At 42.8% G+C, this 22,239-nt stretch carries 20 protein-coding genes and 1 riboswitch; of the genes, 15 read left to right on the top strand and 5 right to left on the bottom strand.

All coding sequences use genetic code 11. The features are described 5' to 3' along the window. Positions 1-3: 3 nt before the first annotated feature. Complete coding sequence (locus INF20_RS06235) at positions 4-981, bottom strand: DUF1848 domain-containing protein (RefSeq protein ID WP_318959511.1); 978 nt, start codon at positions 979-981, stop codon at positions 4-6. A gap of 66 nt (positions 982-1,047) precedes the next feature. Then, on the bottom strand, positions 1,048-3,456 hold the full coding sequence (locus tag INF20_RS06240) for a conjugated bile salt MFS transporter (RefSeq protein WP_226385517.1): 2,409 nt from the start codon (positions 3,454-3,456) through the stop codon (positions 1,048-1,050). A 297-nt stretch (positions 3,457-3,753) separates the two neighbouring features. Next, positions 3,754-3,827, top strand: a riboswitch (Fluoride riboswitch). A 30-nt stretch (positions 3,828-3,857) separates the two neighbouring features. Here INF20_RS06240 and crcB point away from each other — a divergent pair. Continuing rightward, entirely contained in the window at positions 3,858-4,229 is a 372-nt protein-coding gene (crcB, locus tag INF20_RS06245) for a fluoride efflux transporter CrcB (protein ID WP_226385518.1), read from the top strand. 13 nt (positions 4,230-4,242) lie between these two features. Beyond that, positions 4,243-4,962 carry a cytochrome c biogenesis CcdA family protein gene (locus tag INF20_RS06250; protein WP_226385519.1) on the top strand — a complete coding sequence of 240 codons (720 nt, stop codon included), beginning with the start codon at positions 4,243-4,245 and terminating at the stop codon, positions 4,960-4,962. A 111-nt stretch (positions 4,963-5,073) separates the two neighbouring features. Here INF20_RS06250 and INF20_RS06255 read toward each other — a convergent pair whose 3' ends face one another. Then, on the bottom strand, positions 5,074-6,624 hold the full coding sequence (locus INF20_RS06255) for a phosphohexomutase domain-containing protein (RefSeq protein WP_226385520.1): 1,551 nt from the start codon (positions 6,622-6,624) through the stop codon (positions 5,074-5,076). A gap of 101 nt (positions 6,625-6,725) precedes the next feature. On the opposite strand from INF20_RS06255, the gene INF20_RS06260 reads away from it, so the two are divergent. From INF20_RS06260 to INF20_RS06280, 5 genes are all read left to right on the top strand, one after another. Continuing rightward, positions 6,726-8,138 carry an alanine/glycine:cation symporter family protein gene (locus tag INF20_RS06260; RefSeq protein WP_449757712.1) on the top strand — a complete coding sequence of 471 codons (1,413 nt, stop codon included), beginning with the start codon at positions 6,726-6,728 and terminating at the stop codon, positions 8,136-8,138. A 327-nt stretch (positions 8,139-8,465) separates the two neighbouring features. Next, a complete protein-coding gene (locus tag INF20_RS06265; RefSeq protein WP_226385522.1) occupies positions 8,466-9,317 on the top strand; it encodes an amino acid ABC transporter substrate-binding protein in 852 nt (283 codons plus the stop codon). Between the two features lie 167 nt (positions 9,318-9,484). Continuing rightward, the gene (locus tag INF20_RS06270) at positions 9,485-10,147 is read left to right on the top strand and encodes an amino acid ABC transporter permease (RefSeq protein ID WP_226385523.1); all 663 of its coding nucleotides are present in this window, start codon (positions 9,485-9,487) and stop codon (positions 10,145-10,147) included. A 10-nt stretch (positions 10,148-10,157) separates the two neighbouring features. Further along, entirely contained in the window at positions 10,158-10,841 is a 684-nt protein-coding gene (locus INF20_RS06275) for an amino acid ABC transporter ATP-binding protein (protein ID WP_449757713.1), read from the top strand. A 264-nt stretch (positions 10,842-11,105) separates the two neighbouring features. Further along, positions 11,106-11,348 carry a hypothetical protein gene (locus tag INF20_RS06280; protein WP_226385524.1) on the top strand — a complete coding sequence of 81 codons (243 nt, stop codon included), beginning with the start codon at positions 11,106-11,108 and terminating at the stop codon, positions 11,346-11,348. A gap of 102 nt (positions 11,349-11,450) precedes the next feature. Here INF20_RS06280 and INF20_RS06285 read toward each other — a convergent pair whose 3' ends face one another. Beyond that, entirely contained in the window at positions 11,451-12,161 is a 711-nt protein-coding gene (locus INF20_RS06285; protein WP_226385525.1) for an MmcQ/YjbR family DNA-binding protein, read from the bottom strand. 233 nt (positions 12,162-12,394) lie between these two features. On the opposite strand from INF20_RS06285, the gene INF20_RS06290 reads away from it, so the two are divergent. From INF20_RS06290 to INF20_RS06320, 7 genes are read left to right on the top strand one after another with little or no spacing between them, the layout of a single operon-like run. Then, positions 12,395-14,044, top strand: coding sequence for a glutamine--tRNA ligase/YqeY domain fusion protein (locus INF20_RS06290; protein ID WP_226385526.1), 1,650 nt, complete (start codon positions 12,395-12,397; stop codon positions 14,042-14,044). Between the two features lie 8 nt (positions 14,045-14,052). Further along, positions 14,053-14,346, top strand: a complete 294-nt coding sequence (yhbY, locus tag INF20_RS06295; RefSeq protein WP_226385527.1) for a ribosome assembly RNA-binding protein YhbY — start codon at positions 14,053-14,055, stop codon at positions 14,344-14,346. Continuing rightward, positions 14,343-15,140 carry a tRNA pseudouridine(38-40) synthase TruA gene (truA, locus tag INF20_RS06300; protein WP_226385528.1) on the top strand — a complete coding sequence of 266 codons (798 nt, stop codon included), beginning with the start codon at positions 14,343-14,345 and terminating at the stop codon, positions 15,138-15,140. Before yhbY ends, truA begins: the two co-directional genes overlap by 4 nt. Before the next feature lie 31 nt (positions 15,141-15,171). After that, on the top strand, positions 15,172-15,630 hold the full coding sequence (locus INF20_RS06305) for a deoxycytidylate deaminase (RefSeq protein ID WP_226385529.1): 459 nt from the start codon (positions 15,172-15,174) through the stop codon (positions 15,628-15,630). A 52-nt stretch (positions 15,631-15,682) separates the two neighbouring features. Beyond that, entirely contained in the window at positions 15,683-16,552 is an 870-nt protein-coding gene (locus INF20_RS06310) for a substrate-binding domain-containing protein (RefSeq protein WP_226385530.1), read from the top strand. A 16-nt stretch (positions 16,553-16,568) separates the two neighbouring features. Beyond that, positions 16,569-18,425 (top strand): asparagine synthase (glutamine-hydrolyzing), encoded by a 1,857-nt coding sequence (asnB, locus tag INF20_RS06315; protein ID WP_226385531.1) that lies wholly within the window; start codon positions 16,569-16,571, stop codon positions 18,423-18,425. Positions 18,426-18,473: 48 nt separating this feature from the next. Then, the gene (locus INF20_RS06320) at positions 18,474-19,721 is read left to right on the top strand and encodes a carboxylate--amine ligase (protein ID WP_226385532.1); all 1,248 of its coding nucleotides are present in this window, start codon (positions 18,474-18,476) and stop codon (positions 19,719-19,721) included. Between the two features lie 283 nt (positions 19,722-20,004). On the opposite strand, the gene INF20_RS06325 is transcribed toward INF20_RS06320, so the two are convergent. Next, positions 20,005-20,742, bottom strand: coding sequence for a PhzF family phenazine biosynthesis isomerase (locus INF20_RS06325; RefSeq protein ID WP_226385533.1), 738 nt, complete (start codon positions 20,740-20,742; stop codon positions 20,005-20,007). 197 nt (positions 20,743-20,939) lie between these two features. On the opposite strand from INF20_RS06325, the gene INF20_RS06330 reads away from it, so the two are divergent. Beyond that, positions 20,940-22,130, top strand: coding sequence for a coenzyme F420-0:L-glutamate ligase (locus INF20_RS06330; protein WP_226385534.1), 1,191 nt, complete (start codon positions 20,940-20,942; stop codon positions 22,128-22,130). Positions 22,131-22,239 lie beyond the last annotated feature (109 nt).

Below are 22,239 nucleotides of genomic sequence, written 5' to 3' on the forward strand. Positions count from 1 at the left end.
GTATTACAGCCACTTAATCTGTAAATCCCTATATACTTCGATGCGTGCGTCACGAATTATATCTTCCGGTCCCGGTCTTCCAATTAAAAGAGGAGATTCGGGATCGTGTTTTTTTATGTTGGCAGCTACGGTTTTGCTGTCGTAATTGGCATAGCAGTAAAGACAACCGTGGCCACAGGTGTTGTATGCACCTATGTCGTTTCCTATAAGGCAGTTGCAGCCTTCTCTGGTCATAAGTCGTGAAAGAGAGGATTGCGGAATATCCAGAGAAAATCCACAGGCTCTTTCTAAAATGATTTTATTCATGCAGCCTGAAACATCTGCACCAAGAAAGGCAAGCTTGGGATCTTCGCAGCAGGTAATTACTTTGATGCCGTGTTTTGCGGCGATTTCAACGAATTTTTCAATCAGAAATTCTTGTTCATTATGGGAAACTTCCCTTATACCGTGGAAGTTTCTTTTTGTTTTTTCATAAAGATCTATAAAGCTGACAACGCAATTATCGGTGTTGCCTTCAAACTTTGTGCACATGCTTGAGAAAGCTCTAATATGAAAATCGATATCGTATCTTTCATTTAGAAATACAGGGTCATATCGCCAGCTGACGGATTTGATACCCACAACAGATGAAAGCTTGCAAAAAGAATCTATAACCTTTGTCTTGTCTGGCACATGGGGCTCTATATCCTTATCGTAGGGCGTTATTGTGACAGACCAGAACTGATGATATGCGGTGAGCTCGGAAAGATGCTTTAACATGGGCTCCGGATTTTTTGTACCAAAACAGAGGATGTCTATGACATCCGGTACCAATGGATATTTTGTTATGTTTTGAGGTGCATAAGGATTTCGCACCATAACATAGCCTGCCCGAATGCGGTTCATAAACCATCTGCTGTAAAAGGCAGGTATGTCCGTTCTGTTACCTGTATTTATTATCATAAGTACATGATACAACATAAAAAGTGTATTCAAAAGCATAAAAGGAAGGCAAACAAAAACGGCGGGGAGAAATCCTCGCCGTTGTCATGCTGCGGTGGGCATGAATCATATGCTGTCTTTTTCGGTTAGATAAGCAAAATCAATTTCGCGTTTGAGAGGGAATTGCATATAGTCTTTTGCATCAAGCAGCATATTCATATCTACACACTGTATTCTCTGGTTTTCGTAGCTAATCCAGTAAAATTTCAGTGATTCCGCGCACATTGCAGATGTATATATTGTATAGTCAAATGGCACTATATCTTTTTCTTTTTCGGTTATATGACCGGGATCTGATACGCGTACCATACCAAGAGGAAAGGCCGCGTTTGTCATGATTCGCATAAGATATGTTATGCCTTCTTCTTCGGTTTTACCCTTTGTGCAATATTCCTTTAAAAAGGCCAACCGCACAAATCTTGAAGGAGAAGTCCAGTCGCCAGGCATACCAAAGGCTCCGCTGCCTGAGAAAGCCTGGTTGATTGTATTACCATCTATGGTGTATGTGTCATGGTCGAGATCGCGAATGCCGGCATAGTTAAGCAAGTTGAGCTTGTGCCAGGAATATCCCGGACTGTTTGTCATAACTCCAACGGTGTTTCTATATATATGCAGCCCATCGATATCGGATTCCACTACTATGGTTTCGCCGCTTCTGTCGGAAAATACCCAGTGAAGTGTAGGTACTGTGCCGAGCATAGGCTCTGCCACTATGGTTACCTCATTTTCAAGAAGTGCGGTAGCTTCTTCTACGGTAGCGCACTGGGAAAGTACGTGGGTTACAACAAAAGGTGGCTGTAGTCTTTTGGTGCCTCGTTTTTCCTTTTCCGGGAAGAAGGCAAATTCTCTATAGTTTTGCTGTCCTCCCATGAGTCCCATTTCGTTCATTCCGTCGTAGAGCACTGGTGTTGAACCTAAGGCTATGGAGCCAATACCTATGGAAGCGTATTTTGTTTTTGTGAGATTTTTAGGTTTTGCTGTGCCTTCTGTGGTGGTTCCGCAGATATAGTAGTCCTTTTCTCTCGGAATAAATGTTACGAGGCTTCCCTCCGCTATCCTGTTAAAATCGAAGTTGCGGGCCCAGATATGTTTGCCGTCTTCCGTTGTCCATGCAACTGAGGAGCAGCCGGCATCAAGTCCTTTTGCATCGAATTTCTTTGCTTCAAATGCAGTATTATATTTTTCGGTTGTGTTTTTCATGGTTGCTTTCCTTTCGTTATTTAAATGTTTTGGAGTTACTTTTCTTTTAAGTTTTACGGCTGCTGCCACAAGCAGTACATAACCTATGGTTATCATAGCAAGTACGATTATCCATGCTCCTGCAAATCCTGACTCTTCGGATATAAGACCAAAGAGAGGCGTGCCTACAGCAAAGCCTATGGCGTAGGAAAGTCCTACAAATCCTAGCATTACTCCTTGGTTTTTCATGCCGAACAGATCTCCTGCCATAAATGCGGGAGCTGACATATATGATAGCACAGCCAGACCAAAACAGATGGCAAAGATAAAACCTGCTGTGGCCGGTACAGGTGATGTACCTACGGCCAGCATTGCCAGTACTGCTGCTATATCCAGTATGCCTGCTGCGGCCATGACCTTTGCGCTTCCAAATTTATCAAAGAGCATGCCGCCTCCGATATTTCCGATAAGGCAGCCGATGGCAAATACCGAGCCTATCAGCCCTACTACGCTGATGCTCATGTGAGCTTTCAGATATACGGCGTAATCGTTAGCCATAGGTGCGATTCCCATGCCTATAAGCACATAGCCGATGCTGAAAATCCAAAACCATTTGTCCGCCATAATGTCCTTGATTTCCCGTCCTTCTCGTTTTGAAGCATCCACTGGAATGGTAGGTGCATTTTTGTCTGCGATTTCCTGAGGTATATCATCAGGGCCCGGCAGGCGTATAAAGAAGGAAATTATCAGTCCAGAAGCCAGTATAGCCGCGGAGAGTATGATGTATGGCAAGTGCGGGCTTCCGAAATATTTTAGAAGATCCGCTGCTACAGGCTGCATAAAGAAGTTGCCTATGGAGCCTCCTGCAAAGGCTAAACCTAGGGCTGTACCTCGTCCTTTGCCTGGGAACCAGTGGTTGATAATCCACGGTATTCCCTGGCCCGAAAAGAATACAGAGCCAATCATACAAAATATGGCTACAGCATAGAACTGAGGGAGGCTTCGGGCCAGTCCGAATCCCGCAAAAGCTATAGCTGACAATATTATACCTGTCAGATATATCACACGAAAGTTAATCTTTGGCAGTATTTTTCCAATCATAGGAGAAATTATTGCCGATGAAACAGCTCCGAAAGTGAAAATCAAGCTGTATGAGGCCAGTGAAAAATCAAAGGTCTTTACAACATACGGCACAAACAGAGGCTGTATACTTTGAGCTATGGTAAATGGAATAGCCTGGCTGGCCATGCATATGAGTATTATCATAAGCCGGCGGCCATGTATTTTTTCGTTCATATATCATCATCCTTTCTTTCTTATTACATTTTCACTATGAGATGATGATATCAGGGAAGTTAAAAACGGTATGTGTCACAGACAACATGGGATATAAATTAAAAGGGTGGGGTTATAGGAGATAAAAAAAGCGGCTCTGTGGCCGCCTTTTTACAAATGAGTCATTTTAAAGAGAGGTGTTTATGCTGTTCATTTCTGATTTACAAGTTCATAATAATATATGACGGTGACAGGGTAGTGACTCTAATATTTATATTCTGTCATATATTGAAATATTTAAATGAGGACTATATAATATTAAATCAAGGGAATGAAGTTCTCCCGCGGCATTTTGCCGAAACCGCTGTTGAGCTGATGACTTCTGCAATGAAGCAGGGGTCTTTTTATTTGGAGGAAGATATATGCTTATAAACTGTCTGGCTGTAGGCTCCGGAGGATTTATAGGGTCGGTGTTAAGGTATCTGGTGGGATGCATTCCAGTACTGACAAAGGGAAGCGTGCCATTTCACACTTTGCTAGTAAATGTTTTGGGAGCGATTTTTATAGGCTTGATTGTTGGCTGTTCTGAAAAATACATTTCTGTTGACGGTGAATTGATGTTATTTCTTAAGGTGGGATTGTGCGGTGGATTTACCACTTTTTCTACCTTTGCGTTGGAGTCAGTTGGATTAATAGACTCCGGGAGACTGGCAACGGCTATTTTGTATATAGCGGCAAGTGTTTTACTGTGTGTTGTGGGAATTTATCTTGGCAGAAATTTAGTTGTGAGATAAGGAAGGAATATTTATGTTTGAAGAGTTTTCTCATACCATAATATCTATGATAGAGGATAATATGTGGATAGGTCCATTGCTTGCGCTCATTGCCGGGCTGTGCACTTCTCTTACGCCTTGCGGTCTGTCAAATATACCGCTTATTACGGGATTTGTGGCAGCAGGCGATAGGGAAGGCGACACAAGAAGATCCCTTGTAATGTCACTGATTTTTGCCATCGGTGCTGCGTGCACATTCATAATACTTGGGATTTTAGCTGCAGAAGCAGGTATCGCCTTTGGACATTCGGAAATTTTACATATAATACTGGGAATTTTGATGCTGCTTATGGCTCTGCAAATGTGGGGAGTTATAAATATCATCCCCCATGCTCACGGTGAGAGCGAGCATGAGCATTGTCATGGAGATTCAAAGGTAAAAAGGAAAAAGAGCTTTGTGGGAGTATTTTTTACAGGGATGCTGGGAGGAATATTCTCATCCCACTGTGCCATACCTGTGATACTTATGCTACTGACATTGGCTTCTCAAAGTGGGAGCTTTATGCTAGCGGTGATACTTTTGCTCTTTTATTCCATCGGTCACGGAGTGATTATAGTAATAGCCGGAACTTCCGTGGGATTTGCCAACAGGCTGCAGTGTAATGGAGGAGAAGGCGGAAAGGCCGGGAAGGTTTTTAGAGGCGTTTTAGGTGCAGTAATGGCGGTTTTAGGCATATACATGCTTTTGGGTTAATAATATAGGTTAAGTATAAAAGAAGTGGTTATAGGTCAAAAGAAGAGACGACGCATCGTTAAACAACGATAGGCGTCGTCTTTTACTTTTTATAGGATTGAGGCTTGTCATTTACAGAGCCGATGAATCTAGCTGTGCGTAGCCGCTGAGAAAATCCTTAAGAATCTTTCCTATGATTTCTGTGCCTCCGTTTGTATCTGATTCAATATTAAGAGGCATAATAGGGTCATGGAGAGACATCCTCAATAGAGCCCATCCATTTCCATGGGTTTCGTCAAAGCTGATGCGCACCCCTTCAAAGTTTGGATGAACTTTGGAAATTCCGTTGCCGTGGCTATCCGCCCATGAGGAAAGTGCCTCCAACACATCCTTACCATAAGATGCAAAATCATCTGCCTTTATCTTCATTCTAAATTCCTTTGATTCGGCAGGCTTCTTAAGAGAAGAAATGAGCTCTTCCAGTGATGAGCCGGCCTTTTTGAGAAGGGCAGCTTTTATCACTATTTTCGTTGCAAGATATGCTCCGTCATCAAGGAAATAATTTTCTTTATATGCTGCGTGGCCGGAAGTTTCTATAGCCAGCTGGCAGTCTGTGCCTGAGGCATTGAGCTCAACTGCCTTGTTGATTACATTTCTGTATCCGCGCTTAAAGCGGAGATGCTTAAGGCCTAGGGAGCCTTCAAGGAAGTCGGTTAGATGATCCGATGTAACGGAGTCCGTTACAACTGTTGTTCCCGGATGCTCGTCGGATATAAGGGCGGCGGCAAGGGCTACTATTTCGTTTCTTGAAATAGCTTCACCGTTACCGTCCACAGCCGCAGAGCGATCCACATCCGTATCAAATATGAGGCCAAAGTCCGCATGGCTTTCAATAACTGCTTCGCAGGCGGCAGCCATGGCTTCCTTGTTTTCGGGATTTGGGGCATGGTTAGGGAAGGTGCCGTCCGGCTCAAGATATCTGCTTCCCGTGATGTCTGCTCCGAGAGGGGCAAGCACCTTATCCGCAAAGAAGCCTCCTGCGCCGTTGCCGGCATCAACTGTTATTTTCATTCCCTCTAAAGGCTTTGCCTGATTATCGCAGGCGCTACCGATACCGTCTTTGATGAGGCTGCGAAGGTGATTTGCGTATATTTCTATTAAATCCAGTTTTGGAATGGTGCTTTCAAATTCCGTGCTGTGGGCGTCAATGGCAGCTTCAATATCGGCATAGCTGTCCATGAGAGATTCTGCTGTTTTGATAATTGCTGCGATATCCTCTTTATCAAGACCGCCGTCTTTACTGAAATATTTAAAGCCGTTACGGTTAAAAGGAAGATGTGAAGCGGTTATCATTACTGCTCCGTCGCAGAGGGTTTCGTCAAAAATGGTTGACATAAACATTGCAGGAGTTGAAGCCATATCACAATCGAGTACATTTGCACCGCAATAGGCAAATGTATTTAGCATGTATTTTTTAAGCTCCGGCCCTGAAATTCGGGAGTCTGTACCGACTGCTATTTTAAGGGAAGTTACAGGCTTTTCAGTTTTTGCTGTGAGCCATTTTATGTAACCCATGGACAGAAGTATAGTTTCTTTTTTGCCCAGATTAGGCGTTTCTCCAGGGATTCCCTCTAGGGCTATTCCTCTTATATCACTGCCGTTTTGCAAGTTTTTTATTGTCATAATATCTCCTTTGCATTATAATGATATAGCATGTGTAAGATATTATATTACAGAGACAATGGTTTGAAAAGTTTAAAGGAGAGGTGACAATGGATAAACTAATGGATGTGTTGAACGGATACATTGGTACGCTCAACGATTTCATGTACAGTAAGTTCCTGATCATAATACTCGTTGCCTGCGGTCTGTACTTTACAATAAGGACCGGAGCTGCGCAGATCAGGCTTTTCCCTAACTCTATCAAGTGTGTTATGGAAAAGGGAGAGGAAGGAAAGGTATCTTCCTTCCAGGCACTGATGGTTGCTACCGCTTCCCGAGTGGGAACAGGAAACATTTCCGGTGTGGCAACAGCCATCGTACTTGGTGGTCCGGGAGCTATCTTCTGGATGTGGCTTATGGCTATCATAGGAAGTGCTTCGGCTTTCGCAGAATCTACACTGGCACAGGTGTATAAGGAAAAGGACGGAGACGGATACAAGGGCGGTCCTGCCTACTATATCCAGAGAGCTCTGGGTCAGAGATGGCTTGGAATAATATTTGCCATCATACTTATAATAACTTATGCCTTTGGATTTAACGGACTGCAGTCATACACATTGACTTCAGCCTTTGAAGTGTACATCGATGATTTTTCACACACTATGGCTCCGATAGTAATCGGTATCATCGTGGCTGCCCTTGCGGGATGGATGTTCTTTAGAGGCTCCAAGGCAATCAGTAAGATTTCTTCGATAATAGTGCCTATTATGGCAATCCTTTATATTGCAGTAGGACTTATCGTTCTGTTTATGAATCTTGATAAGGTGCCAGCGGCTGCAGGCAGAGTTATTGATTCTGCGTTTAACTGGCAGGCAATTTTCGGTGGATTTGCAGGTTCTTGCGTGGTACAGGGTATCAAGAGAGGTCTGTTCTCCAACGAAGCCGGTATGGGTTCTGCTCCTAACGCTGCGGCTACCGCTGATGTTAAGCATCCAGCACAGCAGGGTCTGGTACAGGTGCTGTCAGTATTCATCGATACTATACTAATCTGCTCAACTACAGCATTTATAGCTATCCTGGCAGGTCCTACAGGAGCTCTGGGAGCTGATGGCGAACTGCTTAACGGTATTCCTTTCGTGCAGGCTGCACTGGAAAGTCAGTTCGGACAGATAGGTATACACTTTATAACAGTAAGTATTGTGCTGTTTGCCTTTACTTCACTGATTGGTAACTTCTACTATGTAGAACTTAACATCAAGTACATCAGCACAAACAAGACATTTATGCTGATTATGAAGATACTGGCAATCGCGGCTATTTTCGTAGGTGCAAACATCAACCTGACTTTGGCATGGAACATGGCCGATGTAACAATGGGCTTCATGGCTACAATAAACATCATTGCGCTGTTCCTACTGGGCAACAAAGCTGTTAAGGTTATCAAGGACTACGAAAAGCAGAGAAAGGCAGGAAAAGAAACTCCTGTATTCAAGGCAGAGGATGTCGGCATAACAAATACGGATCTTTGGAAATAGCTTAAAGATACACCTTTATATGGCTGTCAAAGGGACTTGGGTAAAGTTCTTTTGGCAGTCTTTTTATTTTTTTTGAAAAAGGGTGTTGACTTTACCTTAGTAGAGTGCTATAGTAAAGCATGTCGATAGCACTTTAGCACGATAACGAGGTAGAGAGGTAAAACGATGAAACTCATAAACTTAACAAGACGACATTGTACAACCCGACATTAACCACAAAAGAAATTAAGAAAAAATCAAGATAATTAAAGTAGAACAAACGAAACAAAACAAAAACGGTTAACACAAAGGACGGCAGATGCCGGGAAGTACAAAGGAGTAAATAAAATGAAAATTAAAGCGATAAATATGAAAAAAATAGCAGCAGTTACACTTTCAGCAGTAATGGTACTGGGAACATTCGCCCTTACAAGCTGTGGCAGCGACAAGAGCAGCTCATCAGGAGACGATGCAATGAGCCAGCTTTCCAACGAAGGAACTCTGGTTGTTGGCTTGGACGATACCTTCGCCCCAATGGGCTTCAGAGATGAAAACGGAGATTTGGTAGGTTTTGATATTGACCTTGCCAACGCTGTTGGAGAAAAGCTGGGAGTGGATGTTGAATTCCAGCCTATAGACTGGGATGCAAAGGATTTGGAACTTAGCTCCGGCAACATCGACTGCATTTGGAACGGTATGTCAGTAACACCTGAAAGAGAAGAGGCTTATTCTCTTTCCAACAAATACCTGAACAATAACATCATCCTTATGACTCTTTCTGACAGCGATGTGGATGTAACTTCCGCAGATCAGCTTGCAGATTTGAATATCGGTACTCAGGTTGACTCAGCAGCACTGGAAATGCTGGAAGGAAATGAAGCATATGATACTTTCTCAGAAAATATCACTACTTATGACAGCTACGACACAGCAATCCTCGACCTGCAGGCAGGCAGAGTTGATGTAATAGCCATCGACCAGGTACTTGGTGAATACAAGAACAACAACATGGACGGAGCACTTAAGGTTTGCGAATACTCCCTTGGTGAAGATGCTTACGCTATCGGCTTCAGAAAAGATGATACAGCTCTCAGAGATGCCGTAAACGATGCCATCAAAGAACTCATAGATGACGGAACAGCAGAAGAAATAAGCAATGAATGGTTCGGAACAAACATCGTAATCTTTGAGGAAGTATAATATTACAGGAAATTAAAAGATAAAAGAATAACTACATTGGCGGCTGATACTTTGAATCAGCCGCTGTGTGTGTTATAATATGCAGGTCGCGCTGCCCATGATGTCGTAAGATACGGGATAAGGCGGCAGGCAATTTTTACTTAAATGACTGAAAGGAAAACAAGCAGATGTCTGAGATAATCGGATACATGCCGCTCCTTATGGACGGCCTTTTAATAACTTTAGTAATATTTGCACTAACACTGATTTTTTCCCTTCCATTGGGACTGCCAATAGCCCTAGGTGAGGAAGTAAAATTTAAGCCTCTGGCATACCTGTGCAGAGCATATGTGTGGATATTTAGAGGAACACCGCTGATGCTTCAGCTGTTCTTTTTCTACTTCTTTTTCCCGATAGTGCTTAATATAAGGTTGGATGCCCTTCCTACGGCAATACTTACATTTATATTAAACTACGCTGCGTACTTTGCGGAAATTTACAGAGGTGGATTTAAGAGCATCGATAGGGGTCAGCATGAAGCTGCCTTTGCGCTGGGACTTTCAAAGCGCCAGACAATGTTCGGCATTTTGCTTCCGCAGACAATGAAGGCGATATTGCCTCCTGTTTTTAATGAAGTAATAACACTGGTTAAGGATACAGCGTTGGTAATGTCCATAGGCGGCGTGGCAGACATAATGAAAAACGCCAACAGCATCGTAAACAGGACAAGCTCCATAACTCCACTGGTGGTTGCAGGTGCAATTTATCTGATTTTGACTTTCCTGCTTACAATCGGAGCAAATAAAATAGAAAGATACTTCGGAAGATATGACCAGAGAGGAGATCAGTAGCATGGAAAACATCCTGGAAATGAAAAACATAGTAAAGGAATTTGATAACTGCACGGCTCTTCATGAGGTTGATTTTTCTCTTAAGAAAGGGGAAATCGTAGCTATCATCGGTCCTTCCGGTTCTGGAAAGAGCTCTCTTTTGAGATGTATAAACGGGCTTAACACCATAACCAGCGGCAGCATTGAGCTTCGCGGCACTACGGGCATGGTATTCCAGCACTTTAATCTCTTTCCTCATATGACCTGTATAAAGAATGTGGCATATGCTCCAATCAAGGTTAAAAAGATGGACAAGGAAGAGGCATATAAAAAAGGCATGGAACTTTTAGATATGGTTGGTTTGGCAAGCAAAGCTGACGACTATCCAAATCACCTTTCCGGAGGCCAAAAGCAGAGAGTTGCAATAGCAAGAGCTCTTGCCATGGAACCGGATATTATGCTTTTTGATGAAGCTACATCGGCTCTGGATCCTGAAATCACAGGAGAGGTGCTTGAGGTAATGAAAAGACTTGCCGAAGAGCATATGACAATGGTAGTCGTTACTCACGAAATGGGCTTTGCCAGAGAAGTGGCAGATAGAGTTGTCTTCATGGATCACGGCAAGGTAGTGGAAGAGGGAACTCCGGAGGAAATCTTCGAAAATCCTAAAAACGAAAGACTTAAAAGCTTTTTAAGCACGGTTATAAGAGCGTAAGATTTAAAAATAATATAGATAATACATGTATCGCAGGCTGAATTGTTAATTGGCCTGCGTTTTTATCTGCCAGATTGGCTGTTGTCTTGATGACATTAGTAAGCTCTTAAAATTTCCGTAACATTTTTAACACTTTTTGCAAAAACTTAACGGAGTTTTTAACACTATCATGCTTTTTTGTAGTTGCTTTCGGTGGGAAAATATAGCTGTAAAAGGAAGAGAGAAAACAAAGAAAATGAGTGATAGTGAAAGAGAGTGATCGAAATGAACAACAGAAAACTCGATAACAGGAAGCTGACCATAATGGCCGGCATAGGGGTAGCGGTTTTGGCACTGGTGCTTATAGCGGGAAATATGCAGAGCATACTCTCGACAGGAGGCTTATACCTAGCGCCAGGTGAGCGCTACAATAACGACAGCGACTTTATGCTTACGGTTGCGATACTTACATTTTTCGCAGCTATAGCATTGGCGCTGATCTTTAAAAAACATGACAAAAGAAATTAACTGACTGCGAAATTAAGAATAACGGACATCGAAATACGATGTAGACTCATTTTCTCTTAAATATGCGGAAAAGGCAGACCGGGAAGGTCTGTTTTTTCTTTTTTATTTGCCAATTGGCCGACGCTTTTTGACGGTAAGAGTGATTTCAAAGCTTTCTTTGATTTGCCTAATAAGCTCGTCATCGGAGAAGCTACCCTCGAGGGGCGCAGTGTACCAGTGTTTTTTATTCATATGATAGGCAGGAGCATAGCCGTAGCTTGCAATAAGCTCTGCCACGACTTGTGGAGCAGCTTTAAGGTTAAGGATTCTGATGTTGCCGCTGTCCTTGCTTTCTGGATATATCTTTTTTATATCCACGGTTAAGATAACGGCAAACCACTTGTTGTTGTCCTGATGGCGAAAAACTGCATAGTCGGGATAGTCATCCCACGGAAAATCAGGAGACACCCCAAAGGTTTCTTTTATAAGGTCTGTAATGCGACCAGCCTGCTCTGCCTGAAAAAGATTTAAATCAAAGCAAGAATTGGCAATTTCCTTAAGAAGAGCTTCGCATTTTTCGCGTATCTCACCTACAAAGGCCCCGTGGGCACTTTCTATTTTTACCGGCTCATAGGGTGAGTTATCAGCAAGGTCAATTACTCTGTAGTCAACATTTCCATCTTTGGCGATGATGATATCTATTGCGTATTGATCGTCGTTTATGATACGGCGGTATCGTATAACGCCATTTTCGTCGGGCTTGGTAAAGCCGAAGGCAACGGCCTTTGAAAGGTTTAGGGTTTTGTATCTGAATATGTCGGTTAGGTTAATCATAGTAATTTCTCCTATGTTGTAATGATAAGTTTATTATATCAAATATGATAGTAAATCATACACACACGAATAGTTGGAAAAATGTCAAAACAACATTAAAAAAGGTTAGAAAAGTGTCAAAAGTACCTATAAAAACAGTTGGAAAAATGTCAAAATTAAATAATGTGATAAAAATCCCGCCCTTTATGATATAATTGATTAGTTAAATTACTACCCGTACGGAGGATATATAAATGACAGAAGAAAAGAAAACCACTAACTTTATATATAACATCATAGATAAGGATCTTGAGGAGGGCACATACGGACAGAAGGTGCACACCAGATTCCCACCGGAACCAAACGGTTACCTGCATATCGGTCACGCCAAGTCCATATGCCTTAATTTTGGTACTGCACTGAAATACGGCGGCAAGTGCAACCTCAGATACGATGACACAAACCCTCTTAAAGAGGACGAAGAATATGTAAACAGCATCGAAGAGGATGTAAAGTGGCTCGGATTTGAATGGGATGACAGACTGTGGGCTTCCGACTACTTTGACGAAATGTACGAAAGCGCAATCATCCTCATTAAAAAAGGCAAAGCATATGTAGATGACCTGACCGCCGAAGAGATGAAGGCCTACAGAGGAACTCTCAAGGAGCCGGGAAAGGAAAGTCCTTACAGAAACAGATCCGTTGAAGAAAACCTCAAGCTCTTTGAGGAAATGAAAGAGGGCAAGTACAAGGACGGAGAAAAGGTGCTGAGAGCAAAGATAGACATGAGCTCTCCTAACATCAATATGAGAGACCCTGTTATCTACAGAATTGCTCACGCAAGCCACCACAACACCGGTGACAAGTGGTGCATCTATCCTATGTACGACTTTGCACATCCTATCGAGGATGCCATTGAAGGAATAACTCATTCCATCTGTACTTTGGAGTTTGAAGATCACAGACCGCTGTATGAATGGACTCTCAACGAAGTGGGTAAGTGGCCGACTCCGCCAAAGCAGATTGAATTTGCAAGACTTAATATAACAAATACAATCATGTCCAAGAGAAAGCTTAAAAAGCTTGTGGACGACGGCAGCGTTGAAGGTTGGGACGATCCGAGAATGCCGACAATCGCAGGTATCAGAAGAAGAGGATACACTCCGGAATCCATAAGGGATTTCTGCGAAAGAATTGGCGTAGCTAAGGCAAATTCCACAGTGGACGAAGGTCTTTTGGAATACTGCCTCAGAGACGATCTGCAGAACAAGGTTGAATCCAGAAATGTTGTTGAAGACCCGATTAAGGTTATAATCACCAACTATCCTGAGGATCAGACAGAGCAGCTGGAAATGGAAAACAACAGAAATAACGATGAGCTGGGAGTAAGAACGGTTCCTTTCAGCAGAGAGCTTTGGATAGACGGCGCAGACTTTATGGAAGTACCGGTTAAAAAGTATTTTAGACTTTTCCCGGGAAATGAAGTTCGCTTTAAGGGCGCTTACTTTATCACTTGCAACGAAGTGGTTAAAAACGAAGATGGCTCCATAAAGGAACTGCTGTGCACATACGACCCTGCCACTAAGAGCGGAGAAGGCTTTGAAGGCAGAAAGGTAAAGGGCACAATCCACTGGGTAGACGCTAAGACGGCCGTAAAGGTAAAGATCAGAAACTACGGCACTCTCATGAAAAAGGACGAAAACGGAGATGATGTATTTAATCCGGATTCGCTAGAAGAAACCTTTGGATACGCTGAGCCTTCACTGATGGAAGCACAGCCAGGCGAGAGATTCCAGTTCTTTAGACATGGGTATTACATTGCGGACACTAAGCTGACAACCGATACAGAAAAGGTATTTAACAAGATTGTTGACCTAAAGAGCAGCTTTAAAATCAATAAATAGGAGAACATATGCTGACAGGAAAGCAGAGAAGTTATTTAAAAAAATTGGCCCACGACTTGGAGCCGACGGTTTTCATCGGCAAGTCGGGCCTTACTGAAAATATAAAGAACGAACTTGAGACTGGATTTGAGTCAAGGGAGCTTGTAAAGGTAAAAATCCAGGAAGGCAGTGAGCTTAAGGCAAAGGAGACTGCAAATCAGCTGGCTGATGAGCTGGGAGCTGAATTTGTGCAGGCCATTGGAAGAAAGTTTACCCTCTACAGACGTTCCCACGACAAGGACAAGCAGAAGATTGAAATATGATAAGAAATATACTTCTTACAATTAAATACGACGGAACGGATTTTTCCGGTTGGCAAAGGCAGCCCAATGTACCGACGGTGCAGGCGGAAGTGGAAAGAGTGCTTGGAGTTTTGTGCGCCGATGATATAGAAATCAACGGCACCAGCAGAACCGATGCTGGGGTGCATGCTTTGGGGCAGAGAGCCAACTTCCTAGGAGAATTTGCCATTCCTACGGAAAACATCAAAAGGGCAGCTAATAGCATGCTCAACCCTGCGATTCAGATAACGGAGGTCAAAGAAGTTGAGCTTGGATTTCATGCTCGCTTTGACTGTAAGGGCAAGACCTACGAGTACAGAATTCACAACGGCAGAGAGTGCGATCCTTTCCAGAGAAACTACTGTTATTTCGTAAACAGACAGCTGGATACCGATAAAATGAAGGAAGCCGCAGCGCACATTTTGGGAACCCATGATTTTAAGTGTTTTCAGGCCAGCGGCGGCGAGGAAAAGCGTACAACCGTAAGGACTGTGTCGGATATTTCCGTGGATGTAAGCCAGTGGTCACCGGAAAGGGCAATGCCTGACGAAAGCGATGACAGATGGTTTGCTCCAAGGGATATAACCATAAGGGTGACGGGAGACGGATTCCTCTACAACATGGTAAGAATCATCGCAGGAACCCTTGTCGATGTGGGGCTTGGCAAATTGGAGCCGGAGGAAGTAAAAGATGCCATAGAAAGTCTTGACAGGTGCAAGGCGGGACATACCGCACCGCCTCAGGGGCTTTTTCTAAAGGAAATATATTTTGATTAAATTAAGTTAAAGAAATTCAGAGGTGAGTGAAATGAACAGACCTAGCTGGGACGAATACTTTATGCAGATGGCGGAGCTGACCGCCAAAAGGTCCACATGCCTCAGAAGAAATGTGGGCGCAATTATCGTAAAAGATAAACACATAATAGCAACGGGATATAACGGTGCTCCAAAGGGACTTCCTCATTGTGAGGAGCTGGGCGGATGCTTAAGGCAAAAGCTCGGTGTACCTTCGGGAGAAAGACATGAGCTTTGCAGAGCTCTTCACGCTGAACAAAACGCCATAATTCAGGCGGCAACTTTAGGTCAGAGCATCGAAGGTGCAACTATCTATGTTACCCATCAGCCGTGCATTATCTGTGCCAAAATGATAATAAATGCGGGCATCAGCAGAATTGTTGTAAGAAGCGGATATCCTGATAAGATGGCTGAGGATATGGCCCGCGAAGCAAACTTAAGAATAGAAATGCTTGCAAGGGAAGAAGATTAAGCGACAAAAGTAAGCAATAAGATATACCTAAAAGTATATACGGAGAAAACCTATGAAACATCTTAAAAAATGCGCAGCCTTTGCGACTGCCATGTTGATGTGCGTATCTGTGCTGACATCATGTGGCAGTGATGAAGAATCATCATTGACCAGTGAGCCGTCGGGGGACAAAGCAGCCCTCAGCGGAGAAGTTGAAATGCTGATTCCTGAGGAAAGTAATATAGCTGAACTTTCCGAGCTTCCGGGAGACTATGAGGTAAAGAAGCAGGATTCCGAAAAAATCAGCGAAGCTGTAAAGGAAGGCAATTTTGATTTGGCGGTTATGACGCCAATTGAAGCTGCAAGTCTCTATAACGAAGACGGAGGATTTAAAGCAGTGACAGCTGTTTCCACAGGAAATTGGCAGCTTGCTAAAAACAACTACATGGACGGACAGTTTGGACAGCTGACAGACATAAGCGGCTATATTATATATGGCATTGAAGGGGACACCATGGCAGAGGAAGCCTTAAGAGCTCTGCTGGCAGCAAACAATAGAACCCTTTACAGTGGACAAGTTAGGACTTCTGATGAGGAGACTTTCCTTGCACAGGCTGGATATTACAATGCGATTTCTTTGGCAACTACCGATGAGATAAAAAAGGTTACTGACGAAAACAAGGAAGCCAAGGTGATTTTTGATTTGGCTTCACTGTGGCAGGAAAACTTTAAAAGCGACATTCCTGCATATATAATTGTGGCAAGCGATTCCTTTATAAAGGAAAGAGGAGATGAACTTGCCACAGTCATTGCAGATACAACTGACTATGACGATTCCAACAGGGGTATAAGCCTTGTTAAGAAATTCATTAAGGTCATGGAAAAACATAATGTCAACGCCATCGGCGGAGAAGTGGCTGAAGGATTTTATTTCTACCAGTAGGAAATGAGGTGCAAATATGTGCGGTATTGTTGGTTTTATCGACAACCGAAGTAAAGAAGAAAAAGAAGTTATATTAAAGGCAATGATGGATAGAATCCGTCACAGAGGCCCTAACAGCGAAGGCATGTTCATAGGGGAGCGTGCTGCCATAGGCTTCAGAAGACTTTCCATCATCGATTTGGAAGGTGGAAGCCAGCCTATATATAACGAAACAGGCAATCTGGTGCTTACCTTTAACGGAGAAATATATAACTTTAAGGAAATAAGAGCAGAACTTATAGAAAAGGGCCATATTTTTAAGACAAATACCGATACTGAGGTTATCGTCCACGGATATGAGGAATACGGCAAGGATGTGGTTCATAAGCTCAGAGGAATGTTTGCTTTTGTAATATGGGACATTGAAAAAAAAGAGCTTTTCGGTGCCAGAGATATGTTCGGCATCAAACCTTTCTATTACATGAACAATGGTGAATCCTTTTTGTACGGCTCTGAAATAAAGAGCTTTATGGAATATCCTTCCTTTGAAAGGGAAGTTAACAAAGATGCATTAAAGCCTTACCTGACATTCCAGTATTCGGCTCTTGATGAAACCTTCTTTAAAGGTGTTTACAAGTTGAGAGCGGGACACTGCTTCACATGGAAAGACGGTAAAATGGATATTGAGGAATACAATAAATTCTATTTTGATCCAGACAGAAGCAAATCCTTTGATGACTATGTTCAGGAGATTGAGGATGTTATGAGAGAGTCCGTTGAATACCATGCGGTATCCGATGTGCCTGTAGGGTCATTCCTTTCCGGTGGCATCGACTCCTCTTACATTACAAGATGCCTGCAGCCTCAGCAGACATTCTCCGTGGGATTTGAAAATAAAGGTTTTTCGGAAGTGGAATTTGCAGAGGGTCTTTCTGAGATTCTCGGTGCGGAAAATGTAAATAAGACGGTTACTCCTGATGAATTTTTCGGAGAGCTAGAAAAGATACAGTATTTTTCTGATGAGCCTCACGCCAACCTGTCGGCAGTACCTTTGTACTTCCTGGCGGAAATGGCAAGAAAGCATGTAACGGTTGTGCTTTCCGGTGAAGGTTCAGACGAGCTCTTTGGCGGTTATGATTCATACAATGTGGCGGCTTACGAGCAGAAATACAGAAAGCTGCCTAAGGGACTGAGACATCTGGCAGGTAAATTTGCCACACATCTGCCTAAGTTCAGGGGAAGAGACTTCCTGGAAAGAAACGGACTTCCTGTGGAGGAATGGTATATAGGTCAGGCGTTTATCTTTGACGAAAAGGAAGCAAAGAAGATAGTAACTGATGAATATAAAAACGGCCCTACGCCAAAGGAAATAACAAAACCTTTCTACGACAAGGTAAAGGACTACGATGAAATGTCCAAAAAACAGTATCTTGACCTGCATCTGTGGCAGCCAAACGATATACTGCTCAAGGCGGACAAGATGACAATGGCTCATTGCATTGAGGCAAGAGTACCTTTCCTTGATATGAAGGTTATGGAACTGGCGGCTCACATTCCGACGGAATACAAGCTCCACGGACCTCTGACCAAATATGTTCTGAGAAAGTCCGCAGAAAGAGTGTTGCCGGAAGAATGGGCAAAGCGTCCTAAGAAGGGCTTCCCAGTTCCGTTCTCAAAGTGGATTTTGGAAGAAAGATGGTACGAATATGTAAAGGGCATATTCTCAGCGGACTATGTTAGCGAGTTCTTTGAACAGAAGGCAATACTGAAGCTGCTGGAAGATCACTATGCGCAGAAAAAGAATAACGGAAGAAAAATCTATACGGTTTATGCTTTCCTAGTATGGTACAAGGCTTACTTTATAGATGATCCGTCCCTTAAAAAGAACGCTTAAATTTTAATCGTTTAACTACGATGAATGTGCAATAGCAAAGGAGATGTTATGGAAATCCTGGTAAAAAATGAGGATAAAAAATTCCTTCCGGTGCTGCTGGGTACCGATGCTAATGCCTACGGTATGGCAAAATCATTTCACAAGGCTTACGGTATTAAGTCCCTGAGCTTGGGGGTAATGAATCTTATGGAAACTGCCAACAGTAAAATTGTGACAGTTGATGCCGAGCCGGGCTTTGACAGACAGGAAAACTTCGCAAAGAAAATGGAAGAAGTGGGTAAAACCTACGGGCAGTATTATGAAAAGCTGCTTTTGATTGCCTGCGGAGACCACTACACGGAGCTTATAGTCAACAACAGGGAGCTTTTGGAAAAATATTTTGTGTTCGCATATATTTCCAGGGAAATGAAAGAGCAGCTGGAAAACAAAGAAGACTTTTATAAAATTTGCGAAAAGTACGGCCTTGATTATCCTAAGACATACATAATTACAAAGGAAAACTACAGCCAACACCATGATTTGCCATTTGGATTTCCTGTGGCGGTAAAGGCCAGCGACTCCATCGAATATGTTGAGCTTTCCTTTGAGGGAAAGAAAAAGGGCTACAAGGCGGATACCTACGAAGAATTTGAAAAAATCGTAAATATGATTTATGCTGCCGGATACAATGGCAATCTCATAGTTCAGGATTTCATTCCGGGGGATGATGCTACCATGTGGGTGCTTAACAGTTATTCGGGACTGGATGGCAAAGTAAGAGCCATGTGCTTAGGCCACTGCGTGCTTGAGGATTACACACCTGCAGGTATAGGAAATTACAATGCTATCATCCAGCATGGAGATATGGCGGTTTATGAAAGATACAGAGACTTCCTCGAAGAAATCGGCTATGTGGGATTTTCCAATTTCGATATGAAATACGATGAAAGAGATGGAAAGTTTAAGGTCTTTGAGATAAACATAAGGCAGGGCAGAAGCTCTTATTTTACGACAGCTTCCGGCTGTAACATCGCAAAGATCTTGGCAGAGGATGTAATAGAAGGGAAGCCTTTGCAGGAGATTCATTATCACGATAATCCTTTCCTGTGGCTCCACGTACCTGAAAAACTGGTTATGGAATACACTCCTGGCGAGGTAAAGGACGAGGTTAAGAGTCTTATTGATGCAGGAAAGTACGATTTTACTCTGAAGTATGATAAGGACGGAGGACTTTTCAGAAAGCTCAGGGTGAACAGATATTATAAAATGGCCTTTGACAAGTACAGCAAGTACTTTAATAAGAGAGGGCTTGAATAAAGAAATGTAAAAAGACAGGTCACAAGACCTGTCTTTTATGATGTTTAATAGTTGATGGATTCCAATTTATGCCGGAGAGTATCTCCACTCCGTTGTACATCTTTTCATGCTTGACTTGTGGAACTCTCACTTCTGGCTCTGTATAAATCAAATCGCGTGGCCGTCGTCTCGCTAACGACTTAATTATGTCATTTCGCAAGCTCCGACCATGGAATAAGATAACACATAATACTATTGTATGCAATAGGTTTGTTAAAAATTTATTTAAGTCACTGTAATTTTTTTATGCGAATATATTTCCTTCTGCCAGTACGATGCCGGCACCGCCTATATGAACATTTACCATACCGTTGACTTCCTCGGTTTTACCGATTAGGCGAGAAGGCCGTTTGGCTTCTTCGGGATTGTTGTTTTCGTGAATTTCTAAATCAATATCAAGATCTTCTGACATCAGTTGCAGCTCCGGTGCGATAAGGGACATCACATCACCGCTTAAAACAGGCATCGTTATATCCGGTAGAGCCGTTGCCAGTATCGGGGGCAGATGACCAGACATCATCTTGGAAGGACTTTCCGTAACAACCTTTTCGTATTTTAGGCTCATGCGGCTGTAGATGCTATCAATTAGCTCCGGGCTGTCTATAAAGTCGCCTTCAGCTCCGGGAACAGGCATCTGCATTGTCACAAAGTCTTCAGAAATATAGATTTCCATGGTGCCTGCTTGGGATATGTTGATATATGTGCCGTCCGTTACGACTTCTTCACGCATGAGCGCTGTGTATGCTGCGATAGTAGCATGACCGCACATATCCACTTCGCAGGAGTTTTTAAAATATCTAAGATGAAACTCTTTATCGGAAAGTTGCTTTACAAAAACCGTTTCAGAAAAGCCATTATCGCTTACCATTTCCAGCATGGTATCGATGTTTGGGAAGTCCTTTCCCTCGTCTATTATGATTACGCCGGCAGGGTTTCCTCCGAAGGAAGCCGACGAAAAAGTGTCTATAACATAAAATTTCATTTCATATACCTCCGCAATGGCATAAGTATAACACCTAGGGCGTCTATAGGACAGCCTGAAACCTATAGATAATATCAATCTGACAACGGTTTATATTGCTATCTGCTATCATATAACATATAATCTATGTGTTGTTTCAATGTACTTAAATTGATATGAATTGTTTATCCATAAGGAATATAAAAGGAGACTTGGAAATGGAAAGAGTAATCGGTACTGTATCAAGAGGCCTGAGGGCTCCAATCATCAGAGAAGGAGATGACCTGGAAAAAATCGTTACTGATGTGATTCTCGGTGCTGAAAAGGCAGGAGAATTTGTAATTGGCGACAGAGACGTTGTTGGTATTACAGAATCCATCGTAGCAAGAGTTCAGGGTAACTACGCAAATGTTGATCAGATTGCGGCAGACATTAGAAACAAGTTTGGCGGAGAGGAAGTTGGTGTAATCTTCCCTATCCTCAGCAGAAACAGATTTGCTATCTGCCTGAGAGGTATAGCAAGAGGAGCAAAGAAAATCATTCTTATGCTCAGCTATCCTAGCGATGAAGTGGGAAATCATCTGCTTGACATCGACCTGGTTGACAAAGCCGGCATCAATCCTTACAGCGATGTGCTTTCTGAAGCAGAATTTGAAAAGGCTTTCGGTAAATCAAAGCATCCGTTTACAGGAATGGATTACGTTTCATACTACAAGAGCATCATAGAAGAAGAAGGCGCTGAAGCGGAAATCATTTTTGCAAACAGCCCTAAGGCAATTGTTAAATACACAAAGAATGTTCTTAACTGCGATATTCATACAAGAGCTAGAACAAAGAGACTTCTGGCAGAAGCAGGCGCAGAAAAGATTTATGGTCTTGATCAGATTCTTACAGAAAGCGTTGACGGCAGCGGATACTGCACAAAGTATGGTCTGCTTGGTTCAAACAAGGCAACTGAGGAAACTATCAAGCTTTTCCCTAACGACTGCACTCAGTTCGTTTACAAGATTCAGGAAAACATCAAGAATGCCACAGGCAAAACTGTTGAAGTAATGGTTTACGGTGACGGTGCTTTCAAGGATCCTATAGGAAAGATCTGGGAGCTTGCTGACCCTGTTGTATCTCCTGGATACACAAAGGGACTTGAGGGAACTCCAAACGAAGTTAAGCTTAAGTATCTTGCTGACAACGATTTTGCGGATCTCAGCGGAGAAGAGCTTAAGGAAGCAATCTCTGACTACATCAGAAACAAGGACGAAAACCTGGGAGACAGCATGGTGGCTCAGGGAACTACTCCAAGAAGACTCACAGACCTTATCGGCTCCCTGTGCGACCTGACTTCAGGTTCCGGAGACAAGGGTACACCGATCATTTACATCCAGGGATACTTCGACAACTACACAAAATAGTTTATAATTATCATCCTAATAATATAACAGACTTAGAATCAAACTAACGGAATAGGCGGCTCGATAACGGGTCGCCTGTTGCTTTATAATGATAAATTAATGGCAGGCA

The organism is Gallibacter intestinalis (assembly GCF_014982745.1).
Taxonomy (GTDB): Bacteria; Bacillota; Clostridia; order Peptostreptococcales; family Anaerovoracaceae; genus Gallibacter; species Gallibacter intestinalis.

What these genes read in the sequence shown, in the direction of transcription:
- INF20_RS06250 (WP_226385519.1), top strand. Translation starts at nt 4,243, where the DNA reads ATGTTTGAAGAGTTTTCTCATACCATAATATCTATGATAGAGGATAAT.
- INF20_RS06310 (WP_226385530.1), top strand. Translation starts at nt 15,683, where the DNA reads ATGAAACATCTTAAAAAATGCGCAGCCTTTGCGACTGCCATGTTGATG.
- INF20_RS06260 (WP_449757712.1), top strand. Translation starts at nt 6,726, where the DNA reads ATGGATGTGTTGAACGGATACATTGGTACGCTCAACGATTTCATGTAC.
- asnB (WP_226385531.1), top strand. Translation starts at nt 16,569, where the DNA reads ATGTGCGGTATTGTTGGTTTTATCGACAACCGAAGTAAAGAAGAAAAA.
- INF20_RS06235 (WP_318959511.1), bottom strand. Translation starts at nt 981, where the DNA reads ATGCTTTTGAATACACTTTTTATGTTGTATCATGTACTTATGATAATA.
- INF20_RS06240 (WP_226385517.1), bottom strand. Translation starts at nt 3,456, where the DNA reads ATGAACGAAAAAATACATGGCCGCCGGCTTATGATAATACTCATATGC.
- INF20_RS06305 (WP_226385529.1), top strand. Translation starts at nt 15,172, where the DNA reads ATGAACAGACCTAGCTGGGACGAATACTTTATGCAGATGGCGGAGCTG.
- INF20_RS06270 (WP_226385523.1), top strand. Translation starts at nt 9,485, where the DNA reads ATGTCTGAGATAATCGGATACATGCCGCTCCTTATGGACGGCCTTTTA.
- truA (WP_226385528.1), top strand. Translation starts at nt 14,343, where the DNA reads ATGATAAGAAATATACTTCTTACAATTAAATACGACGGAACGGATTTT.
- INF20_RS06320 (WP_226385532.1), top strand. Translation starts at nt 18,474, where the DNA reads ATGGAAATCCTGGTAAAAAATGAGGATAAAAAATTCCTTCCGGTGCTG.
- INF20_RS06290 (WP_226385526.1), top strand. Translation starts at nt 12,395, where the DNA reads ATGACAGAAGAAAAGAAAACCACTAACTTTATATATAACATCATAGAT.
- INF20_RS06285 (WP_226385525.1), bottom strand. Translation starts at nt 12,161, where the DNA reads ATGATTAACCTAACCGACATATTCAGATACAAAACCCTAAACCTTTCA.
- INF20_RS06330 (WP_226385534.1), top strand. Translation starts at nt 20,940, where the DNA reads ATGGAAAGAGTAATCGGTACTGTATCAAGAGGCCTGAGGGCTCCAATC.
- INF20_RS06325 (WP_226385533.1), bottom strand. Translation starts at nt 20,742, where the DNA reads ATGAAATTTTATGTTATAGACACTTTTTCGTCGGCTTCCTTCGGAGGA.
- INF20_RS06280 (WP_226385524.1), top strand. Translation starts at nt 11,106, where the DNA reads ATGAACAACAGAAAACTCGATAACAGGAAGCTGACCATAATGGCCGGC.
- yhbY (WP_226385527.1), top strand. Translation starts at nt 14,053, where the DNA reads ATGCTGACAGGAAAGCAGAGAAGTTATTTAAAAAAATTGGCCCACGAC.
- INF20_RS06265 (WP_226385522.1), top strand. Translation starts at nt 8,466, where the DNA reads ATGAAAATTAAAGCGATAAATATGAAAAAAATAGCAGCAGTTACACTT.
- INF20_RS06255 (WP_226385520.1), bottom strand. Translation starts at nt 6,624, where the DNA reads ATGACAATAAAAAACTTGCAAAACGGCAGTGATATAAGAGGAATAGCC.
- crcB (WP_226385518.1), top strand. Translation starts at nt 3,858, where the DNA reads ATGCTTATAAACTGTCTGGCTGTAGGCTCCGGAGGATTTATAGGGTCG.